The sequence below is a fragment of the Pseudomonas sp. o96-267 genome, from assembly GCF_003935465.1.
GTDB lineage: Bacteria > Pseudomonadota > Gammaproteobacteria > Pseudomonadales > Pseudomonadaceae > Aquipseudomonas > Aquipseudomonas sediminis.
This window is the reverse complement of sequence record NZ_RHQP01000020.1, coordinates 53,121-72,619: the sequence shown is the minus strand read 5'-3', so window position 1 is coordinate 72,619 and position 19,499 is coordinate 53,121. Positions and strand designations below refer to the sequence as shown.

Below are 19,499 nucleotides of genomic sequence, written 5' to 3'. Positions count from 1 at the left end.
GCCTCGATCAATCCAGGTAACCCAGCGAACGCAGGGCGCGTTCGTCGTCGGACCAGCCACCTTTGACCTTTACCCAGAGGTTGAGCATCACCTTGGAGTCGAACATGGTTTCCATGTCCTTGCGCGCTTCCTGGCCGATGCGTTTGATGCGCTCGCCCTTGTCGCCGATGATGATCTTCTTCTGTCCGTCGCGTTCCACCAGGATCAGACCGTGGATATGCAGGATACGGCCTTCCTGCTTGAACTCCTCGATCTCCACGGTGATCTGGTACGGCAGCTCGGCACCGAGCTGGCGCATAATCTTCTCGCGGATCAGCTCAGCCGCCAGGAAGCGGCTGGAACGGTCGGTGATCTGGTCTTCCGGATAGAAATGCTCGGACTCCGGCAGGCGCTCGCCCACCAGCTTCTCCAGGGTGTCGAGGTTCTGCCCCTGCAGCGCGGAGATCGGCACGATCTCGGCCTGCGGCAATTGCTCGGCCAACCAGCCCAGGTGCGGCAACAACTCGCTCTTGTCTTCCAGGCGGTCGGATTTGTTCACCGCCAGCAGGATAGGACATTTGACGTGCTGCACCTTCTCCAGCACCAGTTGATCTTCGTCGGTCCAGCGCATGCGGTCGACCACGAACACAACGACGTCAACGTCCTTCAGTGCGGTGGAGGCGCTACGGTTCATGTAGCGGTTGAGCGCTTTGTCGTTTTGCTTGTGCAGGCCGGGCGTGTCGACGTAGACGGCCTGAATCTCGCCCTCGGTCTTGATCCCGAGCATATTGTGGCGGGTGGTCTGCGGTTTACGCGAAGTGATCGCCAGTTTCTGCCCGAGGATGTGGTTGAGCAGCGTCGACTTGCCCACGTTGGGCCGGCCGACGATGGCGACGTAGCCGCAACGGGTCACAGGTACATCAGTCATTGCCATTCTCCACCCCGAGGGCGATCAGCGCCGCAGCCGCAGCGACCTGCTCGGCGATACGCCGGCTGCCGCCCTGGCCCAGGGTCTTTTCATTGAGCAGGGAAACCTGGCACTCGACCATGAAGGTACGGCAGTGCGGCTCGCCCTGTACGTCCACCACCTCGTAACGAGGCAGCTCGCAGGCACGCGATTGCAGGAACTCCTGCAGGCGCGTTTTCGGGTCCTTGTTGGTGTCGACCAAGGTCAGGCCGTCCAGCTCGCCGGTCAGCCAGTCCAGCACGCGTTCGCGTGCTGCATCCATACCAGTGTCCAGATAGATGGCGCCGATCAGCGCCTCCAGGGCATCGGCCAGGATCGACTCGCGACGAAAGCCGCCGCTTTTCAGCTCACCAGAGCCCAGGCGCAGGTATTCACCCAGTTCGAAACCGCGCGCCAGCACGGCCAGCGTCTCGCCCTTGACCAGGCGTGCGCGCAGGCGCGACAGCTGGCCTTCGCGGGCTTGCGGGAAGCGCTCGAACAGCGCCTCACCGGCGACGAAATTGAGGATGGCATCACCGAGAAATTCCAGCCGCTCGTTATTGCGGCCGGCGAAACTGCGATGGGTCAGAGCCAGGACCATCAGGTCCTGGTCCTTGAAGCTATAGCCGAGCTTGCGCTCGAGACGGGACAGATTGGGAGTCACGGCATCCGTACACGAAATTCTTTGTCGAAATTCACCACCAGATCGAGGTTCTCGATCAGCGGCTCGCGTTTTTCATACTTGAGGTGGACCAGAAACTCGTTGTTCTCCACCTTCACCTGCAGAGCGTCGCGCATGTTCAGGTCACGAATGTTGTTGACCTGCATGCCTTTGCTCACATGGTTGTAAAACTCACCGACGGTGCGTACATCCGACGCCTTGTCGGTTTCCACCGAAGTAATGATCTTCTCCAGCGACATGTAGTCGAGATAGTGCGGCATCACCTTGAAGGCAGTGCTGGCGAAAAATGCCACCACGGCCAGAGCCACCAACCAACCCAGAATGGAAAGCCCCTGCTGCGAGCGCGCGAAAGTCATGTGTATCCCCAATAGACGGTCTTGTTGGAAAGCCTGACGGCTAGACTATTTATAGCCTGTGGCGCTGCATTGAACAGCGCGCCAGTGCTCAATGAATCAGGCCGACCCGAGAGAAATTGGGCAGATTGCCGGTCTTGGGCTCCGGCCAGCTCATCCAGATGGCGAAGGCCTTGCCGACGATATGGTCGTCCGGGACCATGCCCCACAGCTCCTGAGGGATATGACGATCACGCCAGTAACGGCTGTCGTTGGAGTTGTCACGGTTGTCGCCCATCATGAAGTAGTGCCCTTCCGGCACCACCCATTGGCCGCCGGGTTCGCGGCGCATGCGGGTCATTTCCTTGCGGATTGTATGCTCGACCTGGCCGAGGCGCTCCTGATAGAGCGTCGCACTGCCCAGGCTACCGGCCTCTTCGCCGATCAGTTTCTCGGCCACCGGCTCACCATTGATCAGTAGACGCTTGCCCTGGGTGTACTCGATACGATCACCCGGCAGACCAACCACGCGCTTGATGTAGTTGATGCTCGGGTCGCTGGGGTAGCGGAACACCATCACATCGCCGCGCTGCGGGTTATCCACCTCGATGATCTTCTCGTCGATCACCGGCAGGCGAATGCCGTAAGCGAACTTGTTGACCAGGATGAAATCGCCCACTTCCAGGGTCGGCTTCATCGACCCGGATGGAATCTGGAATGGCTCGACCAGAAACGAGCGCAGTACCAGCACGATAGCCAGCACCGGAAAGAACGATTTGCCGTACTCGACCAGCAAGGGCTCCTTGCTCAGGCGCTCCAGTACCCTGTCGTCGGGGTCGTCGACCCGCCCCTGGTACGCCGCAATTGCCGCACGGCGGCGCGGAGCCAGCAGGATCAGATCGACCAGGGCCAGAAAGCCGCAAACGGCGACCGCGATAACCAACAGGAGCGGGAAATTGATCGACATAGAGCCTTAGCTATCCAACCTGAGCACGGCGAGGAAGGCTTCTTGTGGAATCTCCACGTTACCGACCTGCTTCATGCGTTTCTTACCGGCCTTCTGCTTCTCGAGCAGCTTCTTCTTACGGCTCACGTCGCCACCGTAACACTTGGCCAGTACGTTCTTTCTGAGCGCCTTGACAGTGGTCCGCGCGATGATCTGGCCGCCAATGGCTGCCTGAATCGCCACATCGAACATCTGCCGAGGAATCAGTTCCTTCATCTTCTCGGTCAACGCACGGCCTTTGTAGGCCGCATTATCGCGGTGCACGATCAATGCCAGGGCATCGACCTTGTCACCGTTGATCAGTACATCCAGTTTGACCAGATTGGCAGACTGGTAGCGATCAAAATGATAATCCAGCGACGCATAACCGCGGCTGGTGGACTTGAGCTTGTCGAAGAAGTCCAGCACCACTTCGTTCATCGGCATGTCGTAGCGAACCTGAACCTGCGAGCCGAGAAATTGCATGTCGCGCTGCACGCCACGCTTCTCGATGCACAGGGTAATGACGTTACCCAGGTGCTCCTGCGGCACCAGGATGGTCGCGTCGACGATCGGCTCGCGGAAATCGGTGACCGAAGAAACGTCCGGTAGCTTGGAGGGGTTGTCGACGACAATGGTTTCGCCGGTCTTGAGCTCCAACTCGTAGATCACGCTCGGCGCGGTGGTGATCAGATCGAGGTCGTACTCGCGCTCCAGGCGCTCCTGGATGATCTCCATGTGCAGCATGCCGAGGAAGCCGCAGCGGAAACCGAAACCCAGGGCATCGGAGCTTTCCGGCATGTATTGCAGCGAAGAGTCGTTCAGCGTCAGCTTCTGCAGAGCGTCGCGGAAATCCTCGAAGTCGTCGGAGCTGACCGGGAACAAGCCGGCGTAGACCTGCGGCTGGATTTTCTTGAAGCCCGGCAGTACTTCGACTTCCGGGGTCGAAGACAGGGTCAGGGTGTCGCCCACCGGCGCACCGTGAATATCCTTGATGCTGGCGATGATGAAGCCCACTTCACCGGCTTTCAGATCCGCAGTGGCGGTGTGTTTCGGCGTGAAGACACCAACGCTGTCGACCAGGTGCACCTTGCCGGTGGACTTGACCAGAATCTTGTCGCCCTTCTTCACGCGGCCATGGCGCACACGCACCAGCGATACCACGCCCAGGTAGTTGTCGAACCAGGAGTCGATGATCAGCGCCTGCAGCGGCGCATCAATATCACCAGTCGGGGCAGGAATCGTGTGTACCAGACGCTCGAGTACCTCGTCAACGCCCATGCCGCTCTTGGCACTGCAGGCCACGGCGTCGGTGGCGTCGATGCCGATGATCTTCTCGATCTCGTCCTTGACGCGGTCCGGGTCGGCCTGCGGCAGGTCCATCTTGTTCAGCACGGGCATTACTTCCAGCCCCTGCTCGATGGCGGTGTAGCAGTTGGCAACCGACTGTGCCTCGACGCCCTGACCGGCATCCACCACCAGCAGCGCGCCCTCGCACGCAGCCAGCGAGCGCGAGACTTCGTAAGTGAAGTCGACGTGGCCGGGCGTATCGATGAAGTTCAGTTGGTAGGTCTTGCCGTCATTGGCCTTGTAGTGAAGGGTGACGCTGTGGGCCTTGATGGTGATGCCGCGCTCACGCTCCAGGTCCATGGAGTCCAGAACCTGAGCCTCCATTTCACGCGCGGTGAGACCGCCGCACATCTGGATGAAACGGTCAGCCAAGGTGGACTTGCCGTGGTCAATGTGGGCAATGATGGAAAAATTGCGGATATGACTCAGGTCACTCACAGATCAACACTCAAAGAAGGCACAGGCAAGACGCTTGCCGAAAATAGCCGCAGATTGTACCCGATCCCTCGCGACCGCGTCACGTCTGCACAGCGCTGGTGCAGATACGAAAAAGGGCGCCCGAAAGCGCCCTTTTCAACGTACCCGGCTTATTCAGCCAGCTTGAACGTGATGAAGCTAGCACGCCCCTGACGTAGCACTCGCATGGACACCGAACGATTCTTCGGCAGTTCCTGCGCCACCTGGGTGAAGGTGCTGGTTGAATCGATGGCCTGATTGTTCAGGTGAGTGATCACGTCGCCCGGACGCAGGCCGATCATCGCTGCCGGGCCGTTGAGCACTTCCTTCACGACAACCCCGCCTTTGAGGTCGAGACCTTTCTTCTGCTCGGCGGTCAGCTCCACCACCGTGACGCCCAGGCGGTTATTGCTACGCTCGCCACCCTGCTCCGAACCGGACGACGCCAGTTCCTGGCCTTCTTCCGGCAGCGTACCAACCGTGACGCTGAGCTTCTTGCGCGAGCCATCGCGCACCACATCCAGCTCGGCCTTCTCGCCCGGTTTCAGCCCGCCAACCAGGTGCGGCAGGTCGGCCGACATGATGATCGGCTTGCCGTTGAGGTTGAGGATCACGTCACCCACCTGCAGGCCGCCCTTGTCCGCCGGGCCGTCTTCCAGCACCTGCGCGACCAGCGCGCCAGCGGGCTTGTCCAGACCGAAGGATTCGGCCAGATCCTTGTTCACTTCCTGAATCACCACACCGAGCCAGCCGCGAGTGACCTTGCCGTCGGCCTTGAGCTGGTCGGCGACCTGCATGGCCACTTCCATCGGGATGGCGAAGGACAGCCCCATGAAACCGCCGGAACGGGTGAAGATCTGCGAGTTGATACCCACTACTTCACCTTGCAGATTGAACAGCGGACCGCCGGAGTTACCCGGGTTGATCGCCACGTCGGTCTGGATGAACGGCACGTAGCTGTCGCTCGGCAGGTTGCGCCCCTTGGCGCTGACGATCCCGGCGGTCACCGAGTGGTCGAAGCCGAACGGTGAACCGATGGCCAGCACCCACTCGCCGACCTTCAGCTCGTCAGACTTGCCCAGACGTACCACAGGCAAATCCTTGCCCTCGACCTTGAGCAGCGCGACATCGCTGCGCGGATCGGCGCCAATCAACTTGGCTTCCAGCTCGCTGCGATCGGAGAGACGCACGATGATCTCGTCAGCATCGGCGACCACATGATTGTTAGTCATGATGTAGCCATCCGGCGAGATGATGAAACCAGAGCCCAGCGACTGCGCCTCGCGCTGGCGGCCGCCCGGGTTGCGCGGAGCCTGCGGGATGCTGCGCTCGAAGAACTCGCGGAACATCGGCGGCAGACCTTCCAGATCAGGCATCCCTGGCTGCCCGGCAACGGCGCGCTCGGGCATCTTCTGGCGGGTACTGATATTGACGACCGCGGGCGAAGCTTCCTCTACCAGATTGGTGAAGTCTGGCAGGCTGGCCTGAGCGAACAGACTTTGCCCCCAGAGCAAGGCAACCGCCAGCAGCGGCGCAATGGACTTGAGTTTTCTCATCGAACTACGACTCCCCATGTAAAACTCGGACACTCTCAACCCGCCGCTGGCACAGACACCAGCAGCGCACGTAGGACAACGGGCTGTAATAAGGGGTTCTCGGCAACGCGAGCAGCGCGCCATCGAACCAATAGCCAACTGGCAAGCAGACCACTCAGGCCAGCGAGAATCACCAGAGGCTCGGATAGACCCAGACCGTCCGCCAGCAGCGCAGCGGCGAACAGACCCAGAAGAGGAAGCAGATAAACCAGAAGAGAACTGCGCACCAGCAGATCTTCGCGCACACCGATGATCACGGTGTCGCCGACGGCCAGCGGCGTTTGACTGAGGGCGCGCACGTAACCGCGCTGCCGACCTACGCCGAGACGATCCATCAACCCCTGACCGCACGCCGCATTGGCCGAACAACTTGAGCAGGTGCTCTTGCGTAGCGTCTCGACCCAGACAGCGCCGGGCTCGAGCGCCACTACACGCCCCTGCTCTTCGATCATTGGCTAGCCTGTTCAGGCACCCCGGCACGCATGGACAGGGCGATACGCTCGGCAGTACCCAAAGGAATCTCACCGACCACGGTAACCATCACGTCACCTGCATCGGTGCTCATGCGCCGCGAAACGGCAACGGTCGGCCCCAGTTGGCTGCGCGCATCATCAACGACGCTGCCTTTCAGGGGCTCAAGGAAAACCGAGAATCGTGCCAGACCATCGCCGTACATCATGTAGGCGACAGAGTTATCAGAAGAAGGATCACGACGTAGCTGCGCGGCAGTCAAGGTAAAGCCTGGAGGCAGCCAATCCGAACGCCAGCTGCCTTCGGCCATGTTGTCGGCAGCACGCAAACGTACCGGACGACATCCCGAACTCGGCTGCATGGCGCTCGCCACCGGGGCGGAGGTATCCAGCTGAGCGAACTGGAACCGCTCCAGAAGCTGACCGCGCTCGTTCAAGAGCAGGGACTTCAACGGCAGGCCGGTTTCTCGATCCAGGTGCAACTCGAAGCCGTAACGGTGCTGATCCTTGGGCGCCAACACCAGAACGTCGGCAGGACGATTGGCGATGCGCGACTGACCGGCGACACGAATGTCGTACCAGTTGCTCAGTTGCTCGGCATCCAGCTGACGGGCAGGCCAGGCTTGCCCCTCACTGACCTGATCGGCCAGCGCGCCACTGACGCACTGAGCCTGACCATCGACCTTGAATACTTCCTGGGCAGGACCATCGAGCTGCAGAAGGCGCTCACGAACTTCGCCCCCCTCCTCCACCTGATGCCACACGGCATGGGTGGAAAAACTCCCATTGCGCTCATAGATGAACGTACCCTGGAAGCTTTGCTGGCGCTCCGCCGCAGCGAGGCGCCCGAGCAAGTCCTGCACCTCGGAGGCCTGAACCGGCAAAGCCAGCAGACCACCGAGAAGGTAGAGGGGAATCGCGCGCATGTGACTCCTTAGCGCTTAGCGGTTTTCCAGACTTGCAGCCCGAGCATAAGGCAGAGCGGTTTCACCGGTACCCATCACGGCTTCCTGCGCATGTTGACGCAGGTAGTTCGGCAGGCGCTGCTCATGCCAGCTGGCAGTGCCAGCTTCAGCGGGTTCGCCGACTTCCTCGCTGCTGTTGTAACCAGCGAGCAATGCAGGACCTTGCACCTGAGGTACCGAAAGTACCGGAGAGGCTTCCTGCTGGGCGAGTTGGGCACCGCTCAGGTCATCCTGGTTGTAGAAGCGCACACCAGCCAGCACTGCAACAGTCACCGACGCTGCTACGGCTACACGCCCGACGCTACGCCAGATGGGTGCTTTGCGTGTTGGAACGGCTTCGTCGGCCAGCGCCGCAGACACGGCGGATGCGATGTCCAGTTGCGGCACCAACAGCTCACGATGCATGGCTGCACGGGCGACCTGGTAACGCGACCAGGTACCACGCAACTCGCCATTATCGCTGGCTGCGAGCACGCGCCGCAGTTCCAGTTCGTCCGCTTCGTTATCCATCACCGCGGACAGCGATTCCTGCAGGGTTTCACGACTCATGGTGTTCCTCTCTTGGCTGTCGCCGCTGCCTTAGGTTTCCTGCAGCAGAGGCTGCAGGGACTTATCAATTGCCTCACGTGCACGGAAGATCCGTGAACGCACTGTTCCTACCGGGCACTGCATGACACCGGCAATGTCCTCGTAACTCAGACCTTCAAACTCACGCAAGGTCAGAGCCGTGCGCAGGTCATCTGGCAACTGGGCGATGGTTCGATGCACCGTGGCTTCGATCTCGTCGCGCAGCAATGCCCGCTCCGGTGACTCGATGTCCTTGAGGCCGTGATCGCCATCGTAGAACTCCGCGTCATCGCTACTGACATCACTATCCGGCGGCCGCCGACCGCGGGACACCAGATAATTCTTCGCCGTATTGATGGCGATGCGGTACAGCCATGTATAGAACGCACTGTCACCGCGAAAGTTTCCAAGCGCTCGGTAGGCTTTTACGAACGCCTCCTGAGCGACATCCTGAGCCTCGTGGGTGTCGTGCACGAATCGCACGATCAAACCGAGGATCTTGTGCTGATACTTCAGCACCAACAGATCGAAGGCACGCTTGTCACCACGCTGCACTCGCTCGACCAGTTGCTGATCATCTTCCTGGGTTAGCATGCACTCTCCTCATGAGGCTTGGAGGAGGCTTGCGCCCGTAAGCGAATCAGCTTGCCAAGATAGACTCGGGTCTTACGCAAAAGTTCTCCCCTCCAAGCAAGCTTCCCGCAGAGATTGCTTTTCTCTGCCGGGAATAGCGCCAGCGGAACCTTTCCGCTCGCGCAAATAATCTTATCGCCGCTCATTTCCCACACCCTCCGTTAACTTCGGATGCAGGCACGCGCAAGCGCTCTCCCTTATATGGGCGACCCTCTATGGAACCTTAATGACTAAGAAAGTTCCCGAGCACCACGGTCGGTCATAAGCCACCTATTGTGCCGCTGCCCCTCTCTATATACTAGGGCTCGCTTTCACGCGGAACTCGGACATGAGCCAACACTTCCAGCACGACGTTCTGGTTATCGGCAGCGGTGCCGCCGGCCTGACCCTCGCCCTTACCCTTCCAACCCACTTGCGCATCGCGGTCTTGAGCAAAGGCAATCTCGCCAACGGCTCGACCTACTGGGCGCAAGGTGGTGTAGCGGCAGTACTGGATGACACCGACACGGTCGAATCCCACGTCGCCGACACCCTCGACGCAGGCGCCGGTCTGTGCCGCGAAGACGCGGTTCGATTCACGGTAGAACACAGCCGCGAAGCCATCCAGTGGCTGATCGACCAGGGCGTGCCTTTTACCCGCGACGATGAAACCGCGCGCGAGGATGGCGGTTTCGAGTTCCACCTGACCCGCGAAGGTGGCCATAGCCATCGACGCATCATTCACGCAGCCGACGCTACAGGTGCAGCGATCTTCAATACGCTGCTGGAGCAGGCCCGGCAACGTCCGAACATCGAGCTACTGGAGCAACGCGTCGCCGTCGACCTGATCACCGAACGCAAGCTCGGCCTGGATGGTGAGCGCTGTCTGGGGGCTTACGTACTGGATCGTGCTCGCGGTGAAGTGGACACCTTCAGCGCGCGCTTCGTGATTCTCGCCACCGGCGGCGCAGCCAAGGTCTACCTCTATACCAGCAACCCGGATGGCGCCTGTGGCGACGGTATTGCCATGGCCTGGCGTGCCGGCTGCCGCGTCGGCAATCTGGAGTTCAACCAGTTCCACCCCACCTGCCTGTATCACCCACAAGCCAAGAGCTTCCTGGTCACCGAAGCTGTGCGTGGCGAAGGCGGCTTGCTCAAGCTGCCCAATGGCGAACGCTTCATGCAGCGCTTCGACGAGCGCGCCGAACTGGCACCGCGCGACATCGTCGCCCGCGCCATCGACCATGAAATGAAGCGCCTGGGTGTCGACTGCGTCTATCTGGACATCAGTCACAAGCCCGCCGAGTTCATCAAGAGTCACTTCCCCACCGTCTACGAGCGCTGCCTGGGCTTTGGCATCGACATCACCAGGCAGGCCATCCCGGTCGTCCCCGCAGCGCATTACACCTGCGGCGGTGTGGTGGTCGATCAACATGGCCGTACCGACGTACCAGGCTTGTATGCCATCGGCGAAACCAGCTTTACCGGCCTGCATGGCGCCAACCGCATGGCCAGCAATTCGCTGCTCGAATGCTTCGTCTATGCGCGCTCGGCCTGCGCGGATATCACCGAGCAGTTGAACACGATCGAGATGCCCAGCGACCTGCCGGACTGGGACGCCAGCCAGGTGACCGACTCGGACGAGGACGTGATCATCGCCCACAACTGGGACGAGCTGCGCCGCTTCATGTGGGACTACGTCGGCATCGTGCGCACCAACAAGCGCCTGCAGCGCGCGCAACATCGCGTGCGCCTGCTGCAGGACGAGATCGATGAGTTCTACTCGAACTACAAGGTCAGTCGCGACCTGATCGAGCTGCGCAACCTCGCCCTGGTCGCCGAGCTGATGATCAGCTCGGCCATGCAACGCCATGAGAGCCGCGGGCTGCACTACACCCTCGACTATCCCGAGCAACTGGCCGAAGCACGCGACACTATCCTGACGCCGACGCCCCAGGCTCAGCCCAGCGCCGCCGGCTGAACTTCAGGCGCAAACGCAGGCGCCGGTGCTGCTCCGGCGCCAACGCGTCACACGGGATGCACGAGCCGCGACTGAAGCGCTGCCCTGGCAAGCGATAGCGCAGCACCACGGCCAGCGGCAAGGCCAGGCTGTCAGGACGCAGTTGTACCGCCTGCCAGCCAGTTGCAGCGCTGTATAGATGCCAGCCGAATCCATCACGGCGCAGTCCGGTGATGGCCGTCGGCGCCGTCAACAAGACGTGTCGCGGCAGCACCCAGGCGGTATGCGCAAGGCACGCCAGGAGTGACAGCAGCTTCGACCAGGTGGGAATGTCGGCCAGCCACGGCGCCAGCAAGGCCAGCGTCAGGACCGCCAGATAGAGCCTCGGCAGCCAGCGTGAGGGCTGCCAACGGCACTCGAAAACATCACTTGGGTTGGACACGGTCCAGGATCATGCGCACGATGTGGCGCAGGTCGGCATCCTCGGGCTCGCCGCGCTGCATGAACCAGCCGAACATGTCCTGATCCTCGCATTCCAGCAGCTTGCGATAGCGCGCCTGGTTCTCGGCATCCAGGCTCGGGTACACCTCCTTGACGAAAGGTACCAGCAGCACATCCAGCTCCAGCATGCCACGGCGGCTATGCCAGAACAGGCGATTCAGTTCACTTTGCTCAACCATGCAACGGACTCCTCGAACGAGGCCGGCAGTATAACGGCGAATTGCGTCGCTGTTCACCGCGACGCTGTGCAATTGCGCTGACAAGGCCCTGCCCTGCCCACTATGATGATGCCCCTGACCTTTATTCAGCGATTCGATTTGCATCATGGCCGATAGCGCTTACTTCACCCTCCTCGATCACGAAGGCCTGCTCGCCATCCGCGGCGTGGACGCAGCCAAGTTCCTGCAGGGCCAAGTGACCTGCAACCTCAATTACCTCAGCGCCAGCCAATCCAGTCTTGGCGCCCGCTGCACGCCCAAGGGCCGCATGCTGTCGAGCTTTCGCATCGTCCCGGTGGAAGACGGCTATCTGCTGGCCATGGCACGCGAACTGATCGAGTCGCAGCAGGCCGATCTGCAGAAATATGCGGTGTTCTCCAAATCCACGCTCAGCGATGAACGCGCCGCCTGGGTCCGTTTCGGCCTGGCCGGCGGCGACGCCGTACTCGGCGAGCTTGGCCTGCAATTGGGCTCTGCCAGCGACTCCATCACCAGCGCTGGACCGTTGATTGCCGTGCGCCTGAGCGATGGCCGTGCAGAGCTGTGGGCTCCGGCTGCCGAAACAGAACAACTGCAAGGCCGCCTGGCCACCGCGCTGCCGCAAGCGCCGCTGAACGATTGGCTACTGGCTCAGGTTCGTGCCGGCGTGGGCCAGGTGTTCGGCGCCACACGTGAGCTGTTCATTCCGCAGATGATCAACCTGCAGGCCCTCGGCGGCGTAAGCTTCAAGAAGGGCTGCTACACCGGCCAGGAAATCGTCGCGCGCATGCAGTACCTGGGCAAGCTCAAGCGCCGCTTGCAGCGCCTGCGCCTGGTCGGCTCCGAGCTGCCGGCCGTCGGCGTCGAATTGTTCTCCCCGGTGCATGGTTCCAGCGTTGGCGAAGTGGTGCTGGCGGCCCAGGCCGGCGACGCCATCGAGTTGCTCGCCGTGCTGCAGGAAGATGCCGTGAACGACGGCCGTATTCACCTCGGCAGCAGTGAGGGCCCGACGCTGACCCTGCTCGATCTGCCTTATCAGCTGGATGCCGACCAGGAAATCCAGCGCTGACTAAACTTCCCCGGCGCCGCATCGGATCGCCTAAGAGAGCTATTTCATGAGCAAGCTTGCCGAAAAAGTCCAACAGGAACTGATCCACGCCATCGAGAACGATGAGCTGGTACTGCCCACCTTGCCCGAGGTGGCATTGCGGGTGCGTGAAGCAGCGGAAGACCCGGATGTGGGCATTCCGCAGATCAGCAAGGTAATCGGTAACGACGCAGCCCTGACCGCGCGCATCATCAAGGTGGTCAACAGCCCGCTGCTGCGCAGCAACAAGGAAATCACCGACCTGCAGATGGCCGTCAGCCGTCTGGGCATCAACTACACCTGCAACCTGGCCACCGGCCTGGCCATGGAGCAGATGTTCCAGGCCACCAGCGATGTGGTGGACCGCAAGATGCGCGAGGTGTGGAACAAGAGCACCGAGATCGCCGGTATCTGTCACGTATTGTGCCGTCACTACACCCGCCTGATGCCGGACCAGGCCACCCTCGCCGGCCTGGTGCACCAGATCGGCGTGCTGCCGATCCTCACCTATGCCGAAGAACACAACGAGCTGCTGGCCGACTCCATCAGCCTCAATCACGTGATCGAGCAGATTCACCCGATCATCGGCGACAAGATCCTGCGTACCTGGGAGTTCCCCGAGCCCATCGCCATCGTGCCGAGCCAGTACCTGGATTTCACCCGCGACTCGGCCAAGGTCGATTACGTCGATATCGTTCAGGTCGCCACGCTGCAAAGCTACCTGGGCAGCGAGCACCCCTACACCCAGCTGGACTGGAGCAAAGTGCCAGCGTTCGCCAAGCTTGGTCTGGACCCGCAGGTCGACATGCAGGCCGACGAAGACCTCTCCGCCGCCATGGAAGCAGCCATGGGCATGCTGCAATAACAGCATCTCGCCAAGGATGGCAAAATGCCTCTACACTCGAGCCATTCGCTTGAGGAAGTAGAGCCATGCATTACGCATTTCTCCTGCTCGTCCTGATGCTCAGCAGCGCCCAGGCTGCCGAGCAGGTGCGCCTCACCAACGGCGAATGGCCGCCGTACCTCGGCGAAACCCTGCCCCACCATGGCGTGGCCTCACGCATCGTCGCCGAGGCATTTGCGCTGCAAGGCGTCGAGGTGCAATGGGAATTTCACCCGTGGGCACGCTCGCTGAAAATGGCCGAACAAGGCACGCGCGACGGCAGCGCCGTCTGGCTTGCCAACCCCGAACGTGAACAACACTTTCACATCAGCGAGCCGGTGGTCGAAAGCGGTTACTACCTGTTTCATCGCAAGAGCCACGCGTTTGACTGGAGCGATGTCGAGGATCTGCGCGGTATGCGCATTGCGGGTACCCGTGGCTATGACTACGGCGAAGCCTTTCAACGTGCCGAAGCCGCCGGAGAGCTCGAGGTGGTACGCCTGACCGGTGATGAACAGGGCCTGCGCCAGTTGCTGGCCGGGCGCATCGATGTGTTTCCCGTGGACAAGGTGGTGGGCTTCGACCTGCTCTATCAGAAATTCAGCGCTGCCGAACGCCAGCGCCTGAGCGTTCATCGCAAGCCTCTGCGCAGCGACAGTCTGCATCTGCTGCTATCGCGCGAGGTGCCAGGCAATGACCAACTGGTGCAACGCTTCAATCGTGGCCTGAATCAATTGCGCGACAGTGGCAAGGTTTCCCAGTACCTGCTGGAGATTCAGCAGCCGCTAAGCCTCAGCCACTGATAACGGAAACTCGACACGTACCCGCAGGCCATGCGGCTGCGCTTGATGCAGGCTGATACGAGCCTGATGGGCGCGACAGATCTCACCAACGATGGCCAAGCCGAGGCCTGCGCCATTGCCGAGGTTGCTACGTCGGTAGAAACGCTCGAAAACCTTCTCATGCTCGGCCTCGGGAATACCCGGCCCGTCATCCTCAACCTCGAGTACCGACGGCGCCAGTGCGCGGATGATCAGGTTGCCGCCGGCCGGTGTATGCGCCAATGCGTTATCCAGCAGGTTATTGAGTAACTCGTTGAGCAACGTGGGCTCGCCATCGATCCACACCGACTGATCAGCCTCCAGCGCCAGCGCAACACCACGGGCATGAGCCAGTGGCGCCATGGCCAGCCCCAGTTCACGCGCCAGCTGACTGAGATCGATACGCTGAGCACCGCCTTCGGTAATGGCTCGCGCACCACTCTCGATACGCGCCAGCGACAGCAGTTGATTGGCCAGCAACGTCAGGCGGTCACCCTGCTGCGCCACCTGTTCAAGAGTGCTACGCCATTGCTCGGGCTGCTCGGCACGCAAGCCCAGGGTGATGCGCGCTTTCAGCGCCGCCAGAGGCGTACGCAACTCATGGGCGGCATCGGCAATGAACTGCGACTGCCGCTCGAACAGGCCTCGCAAACGTTCATTGAACTGGTTCAAGGCCTCCACAAGCGGCTGCACCTCTCGCGGCAGGCCACTATCCGGCAACGGCTGCAGGTCTTCGCTGGCCCTTTCCGCGACCTCCCGGCGTAGCGCCTCCAGTGGCCGCAAGGCCAGATTAACGGCCAACCACACCAGCAGCAGTGCACTGAACGAAAGCAAGCCCATACGCCACAGGGTGCCAATCAGCAGCTCACGGGCCATGCGCTCGCGCGCGCCCTGTGTCTCCGCCACACGAATTTCAGCGATGCCATTGAGCTGCGGTTCGCTGACCGGCTGCAGCAGGCTGACCACTCGCACGCCCTGGTTGCGGTACACAGCGTCGTAGAAGTGGGCCAGCGCCGGATAATCGTCAGTGCGTGGCGTGCCCGCTGGCGCTGGCGGCAGGTCCTCATAGCCGGAAACCTGATTACCCTGCAGGTCGAGCACTTGGTAGTAGATGCGTCCGGCGCTGTCGTAGGCAAAGGTATCCAGTGCCACATAAGGAATATTGGCGAGCAGCCGACCGTCGTCGGCATAGAGACCATCAGCCACTGCACGCGCCGATGCCAATAGCGTTCGGTCATAGGCGGTGTCAGCTGCGCGGCGCGCACTCCAATAGGCACTGAAGCTGCTCAGCAGCAGGATCAGCGATAACAGCAGCGCCAGACGCCGCAGTAGACGCCCACGCAGACTGACACCACGACTCATGCCTCGACCGCTTCCAACAGGTAGCCGAGACCACGGAAGGTGACGATGCGCACGGCACTGCCCTCTAGCTTCTTGCGCAAGCGGTGAATGTAGATTTCGATGGCATCCGGACTGGCATCCTCGTCCAGACCGAACACCTGCGCCGCCAGTTGCTCCTTGCTCATCACCCTGCCCGGTCTGGCGATCATCGCCTCCAGCACTGCCTGTTCACGGGCAGTCAGGCTGAGCGCTTCGCCTTTGAGACTGAAACGACGTGCGCCAAGGTCGTAGACCAGGTCGCCGCAGCGCTGCAACTGCTCGCCGCCCAGCACGCTGCGCCGCAGCAGGGCTTTGACCCGAGCCTCCAGCTCGGTCAGCTCGAAGGGTTTGGCCAGGTAGTCATCGGCACCTAGATTGAGGCCATGCACGCGGTCTTTCACTTCGCCACGTGCAGTCAACATCAGTACCGGCAGGGTCTGGCCGCGGTCACGCAGGCGCGCCAGCACCGCGAATCCGTCCAGGCGTGGCAGGCCGATATCGAGGATTGCCAAGGCGTACTCTTCGCTGCACAGCGCAAGGTCAGCGGCAACGCCATCATGCAGAACGTCCACAGTCCAGCCGGCGCCCTTGAGCGCCTGAGCCACGCTTTCCGCCAATTGCGGATGGTCTTCGACCAGCAGAATCCGCACCGCCACCTCCAACTGCAGCATCGTTAAAGGCGCGCAGTGTAGCGCCGCCACGGCTGCTGTGAATTGCTCAAATGCCAAAGCAGCGTCTGTTTGCCCGCTCACGTGACCTGCCGGAACGCAACATCGCACCGCCATAAAAATCTTTCTTTCATGAAAGCCTAGTGAAAGCTTGTCCTCATAGCATCGTTACAAGGTGGCTCGATCCACCTGCTCAAGCGACCTGGCAGTGGTGCCAGGCAGCGACAAGAACAATAACGGAGACCACATGATGCTCGCAGCCTCACGCCAGGCTTTGCCGCCTGTCCGCCTGCTCTGCCTGGCCATCGCCGCTACCGGCGCTGCCCCCCTCGCCAACGCCGCCTTCATCGAAGACAGCAGTGCCAGCCTCACCGCTACCAACATCTATTTCAATCGCGATTTCCGCGAAGGTTCCAGCCAGAACAAACGTGAAGAATGGGGTCAGGGCTTTCGTCTCGACCTGCAATCCGGCTTCACCGAAGGCACCGTCGGTTTCGGTGTCGACGCCATGGGTCTGCTCGGCCTCAAGCTCGACTCCGGTCGAGGCCGCACCGGCACCGATCTGCTGCCCGTACATGATGATGGTCGTTCCGCTGACGAATTCAGCCGCCTAGGCCTGACCGCCAAGGTCAAGGTCTCTGCTACCGAGCTGCGCTATGGCTCGCACGTTCCCGAGCTGCCCGTGGTCAAGGCCAGCGACAGCCGTCTGCTGCCGCAGGTATTCGAAGGTGGCTTGCTGACCTCTTCAGAACTCGAGGGCCTGACCTTCACTGGTGGTCGCCTGGACAAGGTCATCGACCGAGCATCCACCGACGAAGAAGACCTGGTACTGAACAGCAAGAACAGCCGCTTTGCCGGTGGCATCAGTGCCGATCATCTGGACCTGGCCGGCGTCGACTACAAATTCACCCCGGGTGTCACCGGCCGCTACTACTTCGCCGATCTGGATGACATCTATCGTCAGCACTTCCTCGGCTTGCTCACCAGCCACAAGATCGGTCCTGGCACCCTGAGCAGCGATCTGCGCCTGATCTACAGCAGCGACAGCGGCGCGGCCAAGGCCGGCAAGGTCGACAACCGCGCCATCAACGGCATGGTCAGCTATGGCCTGGGGGCGCACAAATTCGGCCTGGGTTTCCAGGACATGAGCGGCGACACCGGCTTTGCCTACATCGATGGCAGCGATCCGTTTCTGGTCAACTTCGTGCAGATCAACGACTTCGCCAACGCCGACGAGCGTTCCTGGCAGGCCCGCTACGATTACAACTTCGCCAGCATCGGGGTTCCCGGCCTGACGTTCATGACCCGTTACATCCGTGGTGACGACGCACGTATCGCCGGCTCCGACGACCGTGGCGGCGAATGGGAACGCGATATCGAGTTCAAGTACGTGGTGCAAACCGGCCCGCTCAAGGACCTCTACGTACGCGTGCGCAACGCCAGCTTCCGCTCCGACTTCGCCCGCGACGCGGACGAGAACCGTGTCATCGTCGGCTACACCCTGCCGATTTGGTAAACAACAACAAGACTCGTGAGGAATCACCCATCATGAAATCCGTACTGACCCGCGCCGCTCTGGCGACTGCCTGCCTGGCCTTCGCCAGCCAACTGCTGGCTGCCGAACCCAAGCGCCCCGAATGCATCGCCCCGGCCAAGCCCGGTGGTGGTTTCGACCTGACCTGCAAACTGGCCCAGAGTGGTCTGAAAGACGAAGGCCTGCTCAAGGCGCCAATGCGCGTCACCTACATGCCAGGCGGTGTCGGCGCCGTGGCCTACAACGCCGTGGTCGCTCAGCGCGCCAAGGACCCGGGCACCATCACCGCCTTCTCCTCGGGCTCGCTGCTGAACCTGGCCCAGGGCAAGTTCGGTCGTTATGACGAAAACGCCGTACGTTGGCTGGCCGCGGTCGGTACCGACTACGGTGCGATCACCGTGCGCGCCGACTCTCCGTACAAAAATCTCGATGACCTGGTTCAGGCCCTGAAGAAAGATCCGTCCAGCATCGTCTTCGGCGCCGGCGCCACCATCGGCGGCCAGGACTGGATGCAGACCGCGCTGATCGCCCGCCTGGCCGGGATCGAGCCGAAGAACCTGCGCTATGTTGCCTTCGAAGGCGGCGGTGAAACCCTCACCGCCATGCTCGGCGGCCATGTACAGGTCACCAGCAGCGGCCTGGGTGAAGTCACCCCGCAACTGGAAGCGAAGAAAGTACGCATCCTTGCGGTGCTCTCCGATGAGCGTCTGCCGGGCAAGCTGGCCGAGATCCCGACAGCCAAGGAGCAGGGCTACGACATCACCTGGCCGGTGATCCGCGGTTTTTACATGGGCCCGGAAGTCAGCGACGAGCAGTTCAACTGGTGGAAACAGCAGTTCGACACCCTGCTGGCCAGCGAAGAGTTCGCCAAACTGCGTGAACAACGCGACCTGCTGCCATTGTCGGTTACCGGTGATGACCTCGATACCCTGGTGCACAAGCAGGTTGCCGAGTACAAGACCCTGGCCGGTGAATTCGGCCTGATGCAGGAATAAGTGCATCGACAGGTTCGGCGTCGCCCGACGCCGAACCTGTAGTTGAGCGCCTCGCCGCTCGATCCTGTCCCAACGCAAGAGACCACTGCTATGTACGTTCGCCTGTTCGCTGCGATCTGGCTGCTGTTGTGCGCCTTTCTCGCAGTCATCGCCTGGGGTTTCCAGGCACCCTTCGCCTACGACCCTGTCGGCCCGAGGGCCTATCCGCTGCTGCTGCTGGTACTGATGGCTGCTGGTGCCGCCTGGCTGATCTTCAAGCCGGGTCCGCAGACCGAGGCGCTCAGCCGCCAGGCGCTGCAGCGTGCAGGCCTTTGCATCCTGACCCTGTTGGCCTATGCCCTGCTCTTCGAACCCCTGGGCTTCGTCCTGAGTACCGCACTGGCAACCTTCGTTCTGGGCTTGCTGTTCACGGGTCGTGTGCTGCCGTGCCTGATTAGCGGCGCCCTGATGGGTGTGCTGCTGTATGCATTGTTCGATTATGCGCTAGACGTTCCGCTGCCACTGGGCGTGTTCGAAGCGTTGGTGGAGAGCTGA

21 protein-coding genes are annotated in these 19,499 nt (G+C 61.4%); 7 read left to right on the top strand and 14 right to left on the bottom strand.

Translation table 11 applies throughout. From position 1 onward, the window contains the following. Positions 1–7 precede the first annotated feature (7 nt). The 10 genes from era to rpoE all read right to left on the bottom strand — a co-directional run bounded on the left by era (position 8) and on the right by rpoE (position 8,921). The gene (era, locus tag EGJ86_RS15020) at positions 8–907 is read right to left on the bottom strand and encodes a GTPase Era (protein WP_099522039.1); all 900 of its coding nucleotides are present in this window, start codon (positions 905–907) and stop codon (positions 8–10) included. Next, positions 900–1,589 (bottom strand): ribonuclease III, encoded by a 690-nt coding sequence (gene rnc / locus EGJ86_RS15015; RefSeq protein ID WP_037000004.1) that lies wholly within the window; start codon positions 1,587–1,589, stop codon positions 900–902. The genes era and rnc overlap by 8 nt, the downstream gene beginning before the upstream one ends. Beyond that, on the bottom strand, positions 1,586–1,963 hold the full coding sequence (locus EGJ86_RS15010) for a DUF4845 domain-containing protein (RefSeq protein ID WP_099522040.1): 378 nt from the start codon (positions 1,961–1,963) through the stop codon (positions 1,586–1,588). The genes rnc and EGJ86_RS15010 overlap by 4 nt, the downstream gene beginning before the upstream one ends. Before the next feature lie 88 nt (positions 1,964–2,051). Then, a complete protein-coding gene (gene lepB / locus EGJ86_RS15005; RefSeq protein WP_099522041.1) occupies positions 2,052–2,906 on the bottom strand; it encodes a signal peptidase I in 855 nt (284 codons plus the stop codon). A gap of 6 nt (positions 2,907–2,912) precedes the next feature. After that, complete coding sequence (gene lepA / locus EGJ86_RS15000; protein WP_106732937.1) at positions 2,913–4,712, bottom strand: translation elongation factor 4; 1,800 nt, start codon at positions 4,710–4,712, stop codon at positions 2,913–2,915. Between the two features lie 149 nt (positions 4,713–4,861). After that, positions 4,862–6,286: a DegQ family serine endoprotease gene (locus EGJ86_RS14995; protein ID WP_106732938.1), complete on the bottom strand. Its 1,425-nt coding sequence runs from the start codon at positions 6,284–6,286 to the stop codon at positions 4,862–4,864. Between the two features lie 35 nt (positions 6,287–6,321). After that, positions 6,322–6,777 (bottom strand): SoxR reducing system RseC family protein, encoded by a 456-nt coding sequence (locus EGJ86_RS14990; protein ID WP_125835667.1) that lies wholly within the window; start codon positions 6,775–6,777, stop codon positions 6,322–6,324. Next, complete coding sequence (locus tag EGJ86_RS14985; RefSeq protein WP_125835666.1) at positions 6,774–7,721, bottom strand: MucB/RseB C-terminal domain-containing protein; 948 nt, start codon at positions 7,719–7,721, stop codon at positions 6,774–6,776. The genes EGJ86_RS14990 and EGJ86_RS14985 overlap by 4 nt, the downstream gene beginning before the upstream one ends. 15 nt (positions 7,722–7,736) lie before the next feature. Beyond that, complete coding sequence (locus EGJ86_RS14980; protein ID WP_106732941.1) at positions 7,737–8,309, bottom strand: sigma-E factor negative regulatory protein; 573 nt, start codon at positions 8,307–8,309, stop codon at positions 7,737–7,739. 30 nt (positions 8,310–8,339) lie between these two features. Beyond that, complete coding sequence (gene rpoE / locus EGJ86_RS14975; protein WP_017677768.1) at positions 8,340–8,921, bottom strand: RNA polymerase sigma factor RpoE; 582 nt, start codon at positions 8,919–8,921, stop codon at positions 8,340–8,342. Between the two features lie 367 nt (positions 8,922–9,288). Between rpoE and nadB the strand changes: the two genes are divergently transcribed. Continuing rightward, a complete protein-coding gene (gene nadB / locus EGJ86_RS14970) occupies positions 9,289–10,920 on the top strand; it encodes an L-aspartate oxidase (RefSeq protein WP_125835665.1) in 1,632 nt (543 codons plus the stop codon). On the opposite strand, the gene EGJ86_RS14965 is transcribed toward nadB, so the two are convergent. Together EGJ86_RS14965 and EGJ86_RS14960 are read right to left on the bottom strand one after the other, a co-directional pair. Next, on the bottom strand, positions 10,874–11,341 hold the full coding sequence (locus EGJ86_RS14965; RefSeq protein ID WP_125835664.1) for a protein YgfX: 468 nt from the start codon (positions 11,339–11,341) through the stop codon (positions 10,874–10,876). The genes nadB and EGJ86_RS14965 overlap by 47 nt on opposite strands. Next, entirely contained in the window at positions 11,325–11,579 is a 255-nt protein-coding gene (locus EGJ86_RS14960) for a succinate dehydrogenase assembly factor 2 (protein WP_017677771.1), read from the bottom strand. The genes EGJ86_RS14965 and EGJ86_RS14960 overlap by 17 nt, the downstream gene beginning before the upstream one ends. 145 nt (positions 11,580–11,724) lie before the next feature. Between EGJ86_RS14960 and EGJ86_RS14955 the strand changes: the two genes are divergently transcribed. The 3 genes from EGJ86_RS14955 to EGJ86_RS14945 all read left to right on the top strand — a co-directional run bounded on the left by EGJ86_RS14955 (position 11,725) and on the right by EGJ86_RS14945 (position 14,370). Further along, a complete protein-coding gene (locus EGJ86_RS14955; protein ID WP_125835663.1) occupies positions 11,725–12,666 on the top strand; it encodes a folate-binding protein YgfZ in 942 nt (313 codons plus the stop codon). 46 nt (positions 12,667–12,712) lie between these two features. Beyond that, positions 12,713–13,549: an HDOD domain-containing protein gene (locus EGJ86_RS14950; RefSeq protein WP_125835662.1), complete on the top strand. Its 837-nt coding sequence runs from the start codon at positions 12,713–12,715 to the stop codon at positions 13,547–13,549. 65 nt (positions 13,550–13,614) lie between these two features. After that, entirely contained in the window at positions 13,615–14,370 is a 756-nt protein-coding gene (locus tag EGJ86_RS14945; protein WP_125835660.1) for an ABC transporter substrate-binding protein, read from the top strand. Here the strand turns inward: EGJ86_RS14945 and EGJ86_RS14940 are convergent. Together EGJ86_RS14940 and EGJ86_RS14935 are read right to left on the bottom strand one after the other, a co-directional pair. Further along, complete coding sequence (locus EGJ86_RS14940) at positions 14,353–15,750, bottom strand: sensor histidine kinase (RefSeq protein WP_125835659.1); 1,398 nt, start codon at positions 15,748–15,750, stop codon at positions 14,353–14,355. The genes EGJ86_RS14945 and EGJ86_RS14940 overlap by 18 nt on opposite strands. Continuing rightward, positions 15,747–16,418 carry a response regulator gene (locus EGJ86_RS14935; protein WP_106733155.1) on the bottom strand — a complete coding sequence of 224 codons (672 nt, stop codon included), beginning with the start codon at positions 16,416–16,418 and terminating at the stop codon, positions 15,747–15,749. Before EGJ86_RS14935 ends, EGJ86_RS14940 begins: the two co-directional genes overlap by 4 nt. Before the next feature lie 268 nt (positions 16,419–16,686). Between EGJ86_RS14935 and EGJ86_RS14930 the strand changes: the two genes are divergently transcribed. The 3 genes from EGJ86_RS14930 (at position 16,687) to EGJ86_RS14920 (ending at position 19,499) form a co-directional block, all read left to right on the top strand. Then, on the top strand, positions 16,687–17,952 hold the full coding sequence (locus EGJ86_RS14930) for an OprD family porin (RefSeq protein ID WP_256672453.1): 1,266 nt from the start codon (positions 16,687–16,689) through the stop codon (positions 17,950–17,952). Positions 17,953–17,984: 32 nt separating this feature from the next. Further along, a complete protein-coding gene (locus EGJ86_RS14925; RefSeq protein ID WP_104727086.1) occupies positions 17,985–18,965 on the top strand; it encodes a tripartite tricarboxylate transporter substrate binding protein in 981 nt (326 codons plus the stop codon). Between the two features lie 90 nt (positions 18,966–19,055). Then, complete coding sequence (locus EGJ86_RS14920) at positions 19,056–19,499, top strand: tripartite tricarboxylate transporter TctB family protein (protein ID WP_125835656.1); 444 nt, start codon at positions 19,056–19,058, stop codon at positions 19,497–19,499.